The sequence below is a fragment of the Streptomyces afghaniensis genome (assembly GCF_044327915.1).
In the GTDB taxonomy this organism is placed as follows: Bacteria; Actinomycetota; Actinomycetes; order Streptomycetales; family Streptomycetaceae; genus Streptomyces; species Streptomyces afghaniensis.
On the sequence record NZ_JBIRGJ010000003.1, the window covers coordinates 786,620 to 798,774 of the forward strand.

At 72.4% G+C, this 12,155-nt stretch carries 9 protein-coding genes and 2 tRNA genes; 6 read left to right on the forward strand and 5 right to left on the reverse strand.

What is annotated here, in order from left to right; translation table 11 throughout:
- Window positions 1-53: 53 nt before the first annotated feature.
- On the forward strand, window positions 54-632 hold the full coding sequence (locus ACH4G3_RS13935) for a TetR/AcrR family transcriptional regulator (protein ID WP_397624654.1): 579 nt from the start codon (window positions 54-56) through the stop codon (window positions 630-632).
- 57 nt (window positions 633-689) lie between these two features.
- Here ACH4G3_RS13935 and ACH4G3_RS13940 read toward each other — a convergent pair whose 3' ends face one another.
- Entirely contained in the window at window positions 690-5,501 is a 4,812-nt protein-coding gene (locus ACH4G3_RS13940) for a hybrid sensor histidine kinase/response regulator (protein WP_397624655.1), read from the reverse strand.
- Window positions 5,502-5,826: 325 nt separating this feature from the next.
- Window positions 5,827-6,375: an SSI family serine proteinase inhibitor gene (locus ACH4G3_RS13945; RefSeq protein ID WP_397624656.1), complete on the reverse strand. Its 549-nt coding sequence runs from the start codon at window positions 6,373-6,375 to the stop codon at window positions 5,827-5,829.
- Between the two features lie 242 nt (window positions 6,376-6,617).
- Here ACH4G3_RS13945 and ACH4G3_RS13950 point away from each other — a divergent pair.
- Window positions 6,618-6,708: transfer RNA gene (locus tag ACH4G3_RS13950), tRNA-Ser, on the forward strand.
- Between the two features lie 88 nt (window positions 6,709-6,796).
- On the opposite strand, the gene ACH4G3_RS13955 is transcribed toward ACH4G3_RS13950, so the two are convergent.
- Window positions 6,797-7,636, reverse strand: coding sequence for an arginase family protein (locus tag ACH4G3_RS13955; RefSeq protein WP_397624657.1), 840 nt, complete (start codon window positions 7,634-7,636; stop codon window positions 6,797-6,799).
- A 178-nt stretch (window positions 7,637-7,814) separates the two neighbouring features.
- Here ACH4G3_RS13955 and ACH4G3_RS13960 point away from each other — a divergent pair.
- Window positions 7,815-7,887: transfer RNA gene (locus tag ACH4G3_RS13960), tRNA-Arg, on the forward strand.
- Window positions 7,888-7,967: 80 nt separating this feature from the next.
- Here ACH4G3_RS13960 and ACH4G3_RS13965 read toward each other — a convergent pair.
- Window positions 7,968-8,948: a helix-turn-helix transcriptional regulator gene (locus ACH4G3_RS13965; protein WP_397624658.1), complete on the reverse strand. Its 981-nt coding sequence runs from the start codon at window positions 8,946-8,948 to the stop codon at window positions 7,968-7,970.
- A 69-nt stretch (window positions 8,949-9,017) separates the two neighbouring features.
- Between ACH4G3_RS13965 and ACH4G3_RS13970 the strand changes: the two genes are divergently transcribed.
- Window positions 9,018-10,499 carry an MFS transporter gene (locus tag ACH4G3_RS13970; protein WP_397624659.1) on the forward strand — a complete coding sequence of 494 codons (1,482 nt, stop codon included), beginning with the start codon at window positions 9,018-9,020 and terminating at the stop codon, window positions 10,497-10,499.
- 156 nt (window positions 10,500-10,655) lie between these two features.
- Window positions 10,656-10,982 (forward strand): GYD domain-containing protein, encoded by a 327-nt coding sequence (locus ACH4G3_RS13975; RefSeq protein WP_397624660.1) that lies wholly within the window; start codon window positions 10,656-10,658, stop codon window positions 10,980-10,982.
- A gap of 109 nt (window positions 10,983-11,091) precedes the next feature.
- Here the strand turns inward: ACH4G3_RS13975 and ACH4G3_RS13980 are convergent, their stop codons facing one another.
- Window positions 11,092-11,568, reverse strand: a complete 477-nt coding sequence (locus ACH4G3_RS13980) for a MarR family winged helix-turn-helix transcriptional regulator (protein WP_397624661.1) — start codon at window positions 11,566-11,568, stop codon at window positions 11,092-11,094.
- 103 nt (window positions 11,569-11,671) lie between these two features.
- On the opposite strand from ACH4G3_RS13980, the gene ACH4G3_RS13985 reads away from it, so the two are divergent.
- Window positions 11,672-12,067, forward strand: a complete 396-nt coding sequence (locus tag ACH4G3_RS13985; protein WP_397624662.1) for an HGxxPAAW family protein — start codon at window positions 11,672-11,674, stop codon at window positions 12,065-12,067.
- The last annotated feature ends 88 nt before the right edge of the window (window positions 12,068-12,155 follow it).

Consider the following 12,155-nt stretch of genomic DNA (forward strand, 5'->3'; position numbering starts at 1 on the left):
GCGATTCCCTGTCAACCAAACAGTTGGTTACTCGCCGCGCTACCCTCTCCCCCATGGGAGCAAGGGACCCCGAGGCCACCAAGGCCCGGATCTTCGAGGCGGCGGTCGCCGAGTTCGCCCGGCACGGCATCGCCGGCGCCCGCATCGACCGCATCGCCGCCGAGGCGAAGGCCAACAAGCAGTTGATCTACGCCTACTTCGGCAACAAGGCGGAGCTCTTCGCGATCGTCCTCGAGAAGAAGATGCTCCACCTCGCCGAGGCCGTCCCCGTCGACCCGGACGACATCGAGGGCTGGGTCGACCGCCTGATGGACTACCACGCCGCCCACCCGGAACTGCTGCGCCTGCTCTTCTGGGAGGGCCTGGAGTACGGCAGCGACGAACTGCCCCACGAGTCCGACCGCCAGGAGCACTACGCCCGCAAGGTCGCCGCCCTCCAGGACGGCCAGGACCGCGGAGTCGTCACCGACGCCATCCCGGCGGCCGACCTGCTGTTCCTGCTGACGGCCCTGGCCAACTGGACCGTGGTCGTGCCGCAGATGCGGCGCATCCTGGTCGGCGGCGAGCAGCCCGACGGGGACCGCCTGCGCAGGTCGGTCAAGGAGGCGGCGCGGCGCCTCACGGCCCGATAGAGCGCTCGGAGGCGGTCTGCACGGCCGCCGTCGTCGCGCGGACGGCCCTCGACGGTCCTAGTTGGTCCCGATCCGGGAGAGCAACTCGACGATCCGGGTCTGCACCTCGCCGCTGGTGGACCGCTCCGCGAGGAACAGCACCGTTTCGCCGGAGGCCAGCCGCGGCAGATCGGCCTGGTCGACGGCGGCCGTGTAGACGACGAGCGGGGTGCGGTTGAGCTGCCCGTTCGCACGCAGCCAGTCCACGATCCCGGCCTGCCGCCGGTGCACCTGCATCAGGTCCATCACGACCAGGTTCGGCCGGAACTGCCCCGCCAGCGTCACCGCGTCGGCGTCACTCGCCGCCCGCGCGACCTGCATCCCGCGCCGCTCCAGCGTCGCCGTCAGCGCCAGCGCTATCTCCGCGTGCTCCTCGATCAGCAGCACGCGCGGCGGGTGCTGCTCGCTGTCGCGCGGCGCCAGCGCCTTCAGCAGGACGGCGGGATCGGCACCGTACGCCGCGTCCCGCGAGGCCTGCCCGAGTCCGGCCGTGACCAGGACGGGCACCTCGGCGGCGACGGCGGCCTGCCGCAGCGACTGCAACGCCGTACGCGTGATCGGCCCGGTCAGCGGGTCGACGAACAGCGCCGCGGGGAAGGCCGCGATCTGCGCGTCGACCTCCTCGCGCGAGTTCACGATCACGGGCCGGTAGCCGCGGTCGCTCAGCGCCTGCGAGGTGCTGACGTCCGGCGCCGGCCACACCAGCAGCCGCCGCGGGTTGTCCAGCGGCTCCGGCGGCAGCTCGTCGTCCATCGGCTGCGGCAGCGGCGGATCGGCCACCTCGACGGCACCGCCGGGCCCGTCCAGCGGCTCCGGCCCCTCGGCGGCGTTCTCGTCCGGCGCGCCTATGGCATACGACCGCCCACCGCCCTCGGTCATCTGCGCGAGCCGCGACTGACCGGCGTGGGACGGCTGCGCCGGGACGGGCGCGGCAACGGGTGCGTGGGCCGGGGTGGTGCCCTGCGCGGTGCCTTGTGCGATTCCCTGGGCGGTGCCTTGCGCGATTCCCTGACCGGTGCCCTGCGCGGGAGTCGGCTCGGCCGCCGGATGCGGGCGCGCGGCCTGCTCCGGGCGGGGCGCCGGTTCCTGGCGGGAGGCCTGTTCCGTCCGCGTGGCCGGGTCGGGCGGCGTGCCGAGCTTGCGGCGCCGGCCCGATCCGCCCGACTGGTGCGGGGGTGGCGTGGCCGTCGACTGGGGCGCGGGCGCGCCCGGCGCCTGAGGTACGGAACCGGCCGAGGGACGCGCGGCTGGCATGCCCGACGGCTGCTGCATCTGCTGCACCTGGGCCGCCTGCCGGTTGAACGGCACGCCCTGCCCCAGCGTCCGCACGCTGATCGCCCGCCCCTGCGTCGAGTTCGGGTCGACGGGCGCGGCCGTCTCCGCGGGCAACGGCTGAGCCGCCCGCTGCGCCTGCGCCGCCGCGCCCTCCGGGGGCAACGGGGTCCCGGGGGCCGGCGTGCCGGGCTGCGGGGCCGGGGCCTGGGCCGTGGGGGTGCCGTTCGGGGGAGCAGGGTGGGCGATGCCGTTGGGGGCTACGGACTGTGCAGCGCCGTTCGGAGGAACGGACTGTGCCGCACCGTTCGGGGGTACGGCGACACCGGCCCCCGAGCTGTCGTCGGCGGCGGGCCAGGGCTGTGGCTGGGGGGCGGGGGTGCCCGGGGCAGGGGTTCCCTGGGCCGGGGTGCCCTGTCCGGGGGCGGCCTCGGCGGGGAGCGGCTGACCGGCGGAGGTCTGCTGCTCCGGCACGGCGACGCCCTGCTGCGGCAGGGGCTGGGCGCCGTAGGGCTGGTTCGGGGACGCGGGCTGAAGCACCTGCCCCGGGAGAGCCGCCGCCTGCACGCTGTGCCCGAGACCGCCCGGGGCGGGCACGGACACACCCTGCGGGGGTACGGCGCCCTGCGGGGGTACGGCGACACCCTGGGCCGGGACCGCCACACCCTGCGGCGGCACGGCCGTACCGGGCGCGATCTGGCCCGCCGGAACGTGACCGGTGGCGTCCTGCTGGGGAACCCCCTGCTCGGACCCGGCGGGCACGGAACCTGCCTGCTGCCCAGCCGCGCCCTGCGCAGGCGAACCAGCCGCCGGCTGCGCCGCCACTGCCCGCCGCCGACGCCCGGTCGGCGCACTCGTGGGATGCGGCTGGGGCGGGGTGTGATCGGCGGACTGGTCGTGCGGGACGGCGTCGTGCCGCCCCTCTTCGGCCACCCCGTCACCGGCGGCACCCGAACCGGGAACCGCCACGACCCCGTGCGCCTGACCGGGCACCTGTCCCTGGCCGGGCACCTGTCCCTGGCCGGGCACCTGCGCCTGACCAGCCACCTGCGTCTGACCGGGCACACCACCTGGTGCGACCGGCTGCCCCTGGTCGGCGGGGCCGGGCGTGCTTGCCGGACCGGCCGGGGCCTGATCCGCCTCGGCCGGCGGCAGGGCGAACACCGGACGCGGCCCCGCCGCCTCCTGCGCGGCCGCCCGCTCGGCGGCGGCCGCCAGCGCACGCCGCCGACGCCCGGTCGGCTGCGCAGCCTCCCCTTGCCCCTGACCCTGACCCTGACCCTGGGCCGCATCGGCCGACCCCGCGGCGGCCTCGCCGGACGACGCGGGCAGCGCAGGCGGCAGCGCATGCTGCTCGCCGGGTTCACGCCGGGCCCGCCGCCCGGAGGGCGCGGGCACGCCCTGCGGCGGAACGGTCCCGCCCAGCCCCGTACCCGAGGCGGCGGTCCCCGCCGCGTGCTCGGCGGCCGTGACGACGGCCCCTTCGGCGACACCCTGGACGGCACCGCCGACGGGCAGGGCCGCAACAGCACCCGCGTCCTCGGCCGCACGCCGCCGACGCCCGGTACCGCCCGACGCGGCCGCACCCTCACCGGAAGCCGGCGCGGGAAGGGCAGCCGGTTCCCCGGCAGCCCGCCTCCGGCGCCGCCCGGTGGGTACGACGCCCTCGGCACCGGACCCACCTGACTCACCAGTCCCAGCGGCCCCGTCGCCCTCAGCGGGAACGTCACCGTCCAGGAAGGCATCGGTGGTGGCCCGCCGCGCCCGGCGCCGCCCTCCACCGGACGTCTGCCCGCCGAAGGTCTGCCCACCGGAGGCCTGCTCACCGTCGGCAGCGGGCAGCGGTCCCTCGTCGACCGCCTGCGCCTGGGCGGCGGCATCCGCCGCAACGGCCCCGGCCCCGCCCCCGATGGGCACTTCGAGGACGTACGCGTTACCGCTCATGCCCGGCACTTCATGCGTCTGGAGCACACCACCGTGGGCCCGGACGATCCCGCGGACGATGGGCTCGTGCACGGTGTCGCCGCCGGCGTACGGCCCGCGCACCTCGATGCGTACGACCTCGCCGCGCTGCGCCGCCGCCACCACGACGGTGTTGTCCAGGTAACCGCCCGCCGACACGGGCGTGTTGCCGGTCGCGTCGACCCCCGCCACGTCCGCCACCAGATGCGCGAGGGCGGTGGCGAGCAGCCGGGGATCGACCTCGGCCTCGATGGGCGGCGCGTGCACGGCGAACTGCACCCGCCCGGGCCCGATGAGCTCGACGGCCCCGTCGACACCGGCGGCGACGACGGCGTCCAGCATGACCTTCGTACGGGAGATGCCCTCGCTGCCCGCGTCGAGCCGCTGGTAGCCGAGGACGTTGTCGATGAGCGTCGTGATGCGTGAGTACCCGGCGGACAGGTGGTGCAGCACCTGGTTGGCCTCGGGCCACAGCTGCCCGGCGTCGTCCGCTGCGAGCGCGGCCAGCTCGCGCCGCAGCTCCTCCAGCGGCCCGCGCAGCGACTGCCCGAGGAGGGTCAGCAACTGCTCGTGCCGCGCGGCGAGCGCCTCGTACCGGTCCTTCTCGCGCTCCCCGAGGGCGGCGTACCGGTCCTCGTTCGCGCCGAGTTCCTCGGCGTGCCGCTCGTGCAGCTCCTCCAGCTCGGTGACGTGCTGCTGGCGCAGGGCGGTCAGCTCGGAGGCGTGCTCCTCGGCGATCCGCTCCAGCTCTTCCGCATGGCGCTTCTCCGCCGCCTCCTTCTCCTCGACGACGGCGTCGTACGGCCGCCGGTCGGTGAAGGTCATGACGGCGCCGACGAGCTGGTCGCCGTCGCGCACGGGCGCGGTCGTCAGATCGACCGGCACCTTGCCGCCGTCCTTGGCGTACAGCACCTGCCCGCGCACCCGGTGCTTGCGCCCGGAGCGCAGGGTGTCGGCGAGCGGCGACTCCTCGTACGGGAAGGGCGAACCGTCGGCGCGCGAGTGCAGCACGAGATCGTGCAGTGCGCGCCCGCCGAGATCGCTGGCCCGGAAACCCAGTATCTGAGCGGCGGCCGGATTGACGAGCACGATCCGCCCGTCGGTGTCGGTTCCCACGACACCCTCGGCGGCGGCCCGCAGGATCATCTCGGTCTGCCGTTGCGAACGCGCGAGCTCGGCCTCGGTGTCGACGGTCCCGGTCAGGTCCCTCACGACGAGCATGAGCAGCTCGTCCCCGCTGTACCCGTACCCGTCGTAGGCCTGCTGCCCGTTCTCCAGGTTCGCACTGGTGACCTCGACGGGGAACTCGGTCCCGTCCGTCCTGCGCGCGATCATCCGGGTCGGCTTGGTCCGGGCCTGCGGATCGAGGTGTTCCGGCCGCCGCATGGACCCCGGGATGAGCCTGGAGTCGAACTGCGGCAGCAGATCGAGCAGCCCGCGCCCCACCAGAGCGGTCCCCGGCGTCTCGAAGGCCTCCAGGGCGATGGTGTTCGCGTTGACGACCGTCCCGTTGGCATTGACCAGCACCAACGCGTCGGGGAGGGCGTCCAGTATGGCTGCGAGGCGAGCAGCGCCTCGGGATGGCCTGCTGCTCACGAGACGCTTCCTCCCTGTTACCGCACCTTGCCGACCGCTCGGGCCATCTTGCCAACCGTCCCGCGGCGTGTCACGCGAGGGAGTCTAAGGGCTGCGGTTGCGCTCGCGACGCCGGATGAGAGCGAGGTCGCACGAGGAAGTGACCCCGAACTGACGACCGAGTAACCGCAAACGCCCGCCCTCCTGCAACGACGTCGCGGGACCTTCGCGGGACCTTTACGAGGGCAGTGTTTCTGTACCTTTTTGCCCGGGTGGCCGAATGGGGCCGTGAGGTGGCCGGATAGGGGCGCGAGCGGCGACACGGGCCGAAATCGCCACGGTTGCCTCAGAGGCGCTTCCGGGACCCCATGTCCGGGAGCAGCGGCACGAGCCGGTCCCAGCGGGCGATCCCGCAGCCGTCACGCCGGTCGTACGTGGCGTCGACGGGCCGCCCGGCCCAGGTGCCGGTGACACGCGCAGTGGCGGGCCCGCCGTACTGCATGGTGCAGAAGCCGCCTACCGGGTCGGGTGCGAAGACGTCCTTCCCCCACCGCGTGTCCCGCTCCAGGGCGGCACAGGCCGCGCGGGGGTCGGGATGGCTGCCGCCGTCGGGCCCGCAGTACAACTCGTATGTCCCATCGGCCCCACGCCCCGCGTTCCGCACGGTGACGATGAGATGGTCCCGGTCCCGGTATCGGTCCCGGTCCGGGCCCTGCCCCGCGGCGAGCCCGGCTGGGGACGGGCCGGCCTGGGCGTACGCGGCCGGGGACACCGCGGCCAGAGCCCCGAAGGCGGCGACGGAGGCGGTGGCGCCGACGACGAGCCGCCGCAGACCGGGGCGAGCGGTGGTCGGGGAGACGTTTCCGGGTTCAACCCGGCGAATGGCATGCAGCATGACCTGACTAACGCGGCGCGGCCCGCTACGTTGCGCGCCGGTCGGACGCGCCGCACGACTCCACCGCACACCCGGCCGCCCCCACACGCCGGCGCCCCCCGACACCGGCGGTACCGGCCGACACAAGGCCTTTGCCCTGCGACCTTCCCGCCTAGTACCGTGGGGGTCGATTGGTGACAGCACGCTCGACTGTGTCATCATCGGCACGCACCGACTCGCGCTCGCGCGGGCGGATGTGCACTGGAGGCGTCGCCTAGTCCGGTCTATGGCGCCGCACTGCTAATGCGGTTTGGGCCTTAAAGCCCATCGAGGGTTCAAATCCCTCCGCCTCCGCACTCTGACCAGGGAGTTCGGCCCCATGCGGCTGGACTCCCTGAGTCGCGTTCCAGGCCCGTGTCCGTCGCCGGCGCCGAGGCGCTGCTCAGCCTCGGTCGGCCCCGAACAGTCCGTCGACGATCCGCCGCAGTACCGCCTCCTCCTGGTCAGCGGCTTCCGTCCGTTCGTACTCGGTGAGCGCAAGGCCGGCGAGGGTGAACTCCTCAGTCAGCGCCCGCACTGCTCCGAGCAGCTCCTCCACCCCGAGTCCGCCCGGCTCGGGTGTGCCGACGGCCGGGAACACCTGCGGGTCGAGGACGTCGAGGTCGATGTGGACGTACACCGCGTCGGCGCCGGTGGCGCGCACGGCGGCCAGGAGCGGCCCTGGTTCCGCCAGCTGCTCGACGCCGAGGTGCCGTATGCCGCGGTGCTCGACAAGGTCTTGTTCGCCCCGGTCCAGTGACCGCGCGCCCGCCAGCACGACGCGGTCGGCCGACAGGCTCCGCGCGGGCCGCAGGCCTTCCGGCCCGTCGCCGAGGAGTGCGCGGAGCACCATGCCGTGGAAGGCCCCGGAGGGCGACGACTCCGGGGTGTTGAGATCGCCGTGCGCGTCGAACCACACCACCGTCAGCCGGTCCCCGAACGCGGAGAGCGCGGCTTCGACCGGCGCGAGGTCGACCGCGCAGTCGCCGCCGATGGTCACTGTCCGCTCGCCCGGCGGAACCTCGGCCAGTGCCGCGCGTATCGCCACCAGATGGCGCTCCAGCACATCGGCGTTCTGCACGCCGCCCCGCGCGTTGCCGACACTGTCGTGGAGCGTCACCGTGCGCCGCCGACCTGCGGGTACCAGCTCGGCGAGCCAGGCAGCCCCGCCGGGCAACCGACGCGCCGTAGGGGCACCCGACCCCTGCCACTGCGCCACTTCGAGTACGACCGGACCGCGCACGAACGCTCCCTTCCCCACTCGGTCTCCGCACCCGGTCACGAAGCCCCGTCTGAGGACATTTCCGCAGGCCACAAGCGGTATGGCAAACGGATTTCACATGGCGACGGCAGTCATGTAATGTTCTTCCTGTCGCCGCGAGCGAGCCGGAAGGCCCGAGAGCGGCGAAAAAACAGAACAAGCACTCGTAGCTTAACGGATAGAGCATCTGACTACGGATCAGAAGGTTGCAGGTTCGAATCCTGCCGAGTGCACACAGGTCAGAGGCCCCGGAGAGATCCGGGGCCTCTTGCGTTTCAGGGCGTCCAGCAGTGAAGTACAGCAACCGCCGAAGTCAGCCGGTCTCGGCATCGCTGGCACACCCGAGTCCTTCGTCGATGCGGGTGCGCAGGGAGCGCAACGCCTGCTTGAGCTCTGCCGGTTCGATGTCTGTGATGTCAGCGTCGAAAGTGAGGAGCAGTCCTGCCAGCCCTGCCCATGACCATGCACCGAGCGTGAGCCGGCAGCTGGAGTCGGTGTCGTGCTCGACCGTCGAGCCGCCGGGGGCGAACCGGGCGACGACGGGCGCGGGCAGTGCGACGAGTGCCGACCCGCGGCATGGCCAGTCCGACAGGGTGTCGCCGCGGTCGTACGTGCTCATGACGAAGGCGGTCGGATCGCCGTGCGGGACGTCGCGGCGGTCGAAGGTTCTCCCCGTGGGCATGCGTGGTTCGAGGCGGTCGACTCGTATCGCGCGCCAGCGGCCCGCGTCCGGTTCGAACGCGACGAGGTACCACCGTGCCGCCCAGACGACGAGGTCGTGCGGTTCCAGCGTGAGCGTCGTCGGTTCGTCGTCGCCGGTGTAGTCCACGCGAACGATGTGCTGCCGGCTGATCGCGCCACCGATGACGCGGATGATCTCGGCGTCGATGGGTGCCGCGGGGAATTCCCAGTAGTTGCGCGCTGCGGAGACGGTGAACGGCTCGGTGCGGATGCGGCTGCGGGCGGGCATCGCTTGCTGCAGCGTGGCGAGGGCGCGGGCCGCGTTCTCGCGGATGCCGGAGAGGACCGTGGGGACGGTCTGGAGTGCGACGGCCGCGGCGACCGCCTGATCCTCGTCGAAGACGACCGGTGGCAAGCGGGTGGCGCGTCCGAGCCGGTAGCCTCCGCCCGCACCGCGCACGGCCTCGATCTCGTACCCGAGCTCTCTGAGCGTGTCGATGTCGCGTCGCACCGTCCGAAGGGAGACTCCGAGTCTTTTGGCGAGTTCCTCGGCGGTCAGGGTGGCGCCGATGCCGAAGATCGACAGCAGCCTGAGCGTTCGCGCGGAGGTCACAGCCATGCTCCCGGAACCCTCCCGGATAGTGGTCATCCGATGGCAACTTTATCTGTGAGCCTGGCCGGCATGACCGCTCCACAGGCATCCCGAGAGGGCACACGTGGCCCCGACGCTCCCCCAGCACTCATCTCCGGCGCAGGCGCGAGCCTGGCGCTCCTGGTCGTGCTGTTCAGCTCCTTCATGGACCTCGTCGACGCGACGATCGTCACCGTCGCGGCCCCGGCCATAGCCCGCGACATGGGCGCCGGTGACGCTCAGATCCAGTGGATGATCGCCGCCTACACCCTCGCCCTGGGCGCGGGACTGATCACTGGCGGACGGCTCGGTGACCAGTTCGGCCGCAAGCGCCTGTTCATGATCGGGCTGGCCGGGTTCATGGTCACCTCGGCGCTCTGCGCAGTCGCCGTCACTCCGGGCACGCTCATCGGCATGCGCGCAGCCCAAGGACTGACCGCGGGGATCATGGTCCCGCAGGTGTTCGGCGTGATCCGGGCATCGTTCGCCCCGGCAGAGCGCGCGAAGGCATTCGGCGCTTACGGGGCTGTCCAGGGGCTCGCCGCCGTCGCGGGCCCACTGCTGGGCGGACTCCTCGTCGAGGCCGACCTGTTCGGTCTGGGGTGGCGCACCATCTTCTGGATCAATGTCCCCATCTCGGTCCTCGCCCTCGTCATCGGGGCCAAGGTCTTGCCGGAGTCTCGCTCCGCCTCCACCGCGCGACTGGACCTCGTGGGTGCGCTTCTCGCGGCCTCGGGCATCCTGCTCCTCCTGCTGCCGATCATCCAGACCGAGACATGGGGGTGGACCGCGGCCAGCTACGCCCTCCTGGCGGCCGGAATCATCATGCTCACGATCTTCCTCGCATACGAGCGCGGCCTCGCCGGACGCCGGGGCGAACCCGTCTTCGACCCGGCCCTGCTCAGAATCCGCGCTTTCGCCATCGGTCTGAGCGCGTCCCTGCTCTTCTTCGGCGGTATCGGATCGTTCTTCCTCACCCTGTCGGTCTACCTTCAGGTCGGCACCGGCCGTACCGCGTGGGATACCGGCTTGGTGATCCTGCCCTATGCCCTCGGCTCGATCATCACCTCAGGACTCGGTGTGGCTCTCGCCGCCAGGGCGGGCAGGGCCCTGCTGATCACCGGCTCGCTCACCATCGCGGCATCTCAGCTCGTGCTCCTGGCCGTCATCAGGGGCGGCAGCGACCCCGGATACTGGCTCCTCGCGCTCGCACTGTTCATCGGCGGCCTGGGACTCGGCCTCGCCGCACCCATTCTCGTCAACGTCGTGCTCGCCGGTGTCCCCGGACGCAATGCGGGCGCGGCGGGCGGCGTCCTCTCCACCGTCAACCAGATAGGCGGCGCCATCGGCATCGCCGTTCTCGGCACGATCTTCTTCGCCGCCGTCACCGGATCGTCGACCGGCACACCGGGACCGGCCGACTACCGTCACGCGCTCACCATCGTCCTCGTCGTCTCCGCGGTGCTGTACGTCGTGGCGGCACTCGTGATGCTCGCGCTCCCGAAGACCGCGGCCGAGCACGTCGACCAGTGAACCCACGCGGAGGCCCCGGATCACACCGGGGCCTCTGGCGTTTCTCTGGCTCGACGAACGCTCCTCGGCCCCCGCCGTTCGGGGGATGCGCGGGTCCCCGCCGGCGCCTTTCCCGCCCCGCGGGGGCATCCCTTGAGGGAACGAAAGGGAGACACGATGCCGCTCTACCTGTCGAGGTTCAGCTACACCCCGGAGACCTGGGCGAGGCTGATCGACCGCCCGGAGGACCGGGCCCAGGCCGCTCGGTCGTACATCGAGTCCGTCGGCGGAAAGCTCCACGGCTTCTGGTACGCCTTCGGCACGCACGACGGCTACAACCTGTGGGAGGCCCCGGACAACGTGTCCATGGCCGCGGTCGCCCTGGCGATCAGCGGCGGCGGCGCGCTGAGTTCGTTCGAGACGACGGTTCTCCTGACCGTCGACGAAACGATCGAGGCCCTCCGCACAGTCGGGCAGGTCCAGTACCGGGCTCCTGGCGCGTGAAGCTACGGCTGGGCGAGGGCCGGTCGGGGGGTGAGGCGTGGTGGGAGGAGGCCGAGCTGGAGGTGCCGATCGCGATCGAGGGCGAGGACGCGCTTTCGATGGCCTTCGTTCAGTCGGTCCGGCAGTGTTCCTCCAAGTAGTCCGCCGCCAGGCCGCTCGCGCGGGTGAACCAGTCGTTCAGGACCGCGATTTCCTCCGGGGAGTAGTCCGCGAAGAGTTCCGTGAGGCGGGCGTAGTACGGCTCGTAGACCTCTCGGACGCGGGCGACCGCGTCGGGCTGGGCGGCTACGCGGATGCGGCGGCGGTCGGTCGGGTCGGGGCGGCGGGTGATGTAGCCGGCGCGTTCCAGGCGGTTGAGGATGCCGGTGACCGCGCCCGTCGTGACGTGGACACGGGATGCCAGGTCGCCGGCCGTGGGCAGGTTCTCACCGGCTTCGATGACGTAGGCGAAACAGGTGAGGTCGGTCACACTCAGGCCTACCTGCTGGGCGATCTCGTGCTGCCCGACCAGGTGGGTCGCGATGAGGTGGTCCATCGCCGACAGTGCCTGCTCCGGCGTGGCTGCCGGACGCGGCTTGGCTTGCATTCCCAGATCCCTTAGTTCGTGAGATGTTTGGGTTCTAAAAGGCTAGCTGGTGAGAGGTTCGGGAGCTCGGGTTCCCGGGCCTTCGTGTGTAAGGGGGCAGCGTATGAGCGCACATCAGTATGACCACGGGCATACCGCCGCGGGATGGGTCGGAACCGCGATCGCGAGTGTCGGGGCCGTGGCGGCGGGGGCGGGGGTGTGTTTCGTCTCCGGCGTGCTGATCGCCGGCGGGATCGCGATCGGTGTGGTCGCCCTGCTGGTCACCTGGGCGCTGCATCTGGCCGGCTGGGGTAAGGGACCGGGGATCCGGCCCCGGGAGGAGTGGGGCTGGCGGGTGCGGGACTCGGGGGCCCGGGCCGGGCATGCCGAGTGCCTCGGGTGCCGGCTGGCCGGGCGGGGGCGGAAGGCGCAGGTGGCCGGGCACCTTGTCGTACGCGGTGACGTGAGTGTGGGCGGGGAGCCCGAAGCCGCCGCCGTGGGGGCCGACTCCGGGCGCTGACTCGCGCGAGCGCCGAGGTGGGTGGGCCGCCGTTGTCCCTGGATCCGTTGCCGGCCGACGCCGTTGTCAGTGGTGCCCTCTAGTCTCG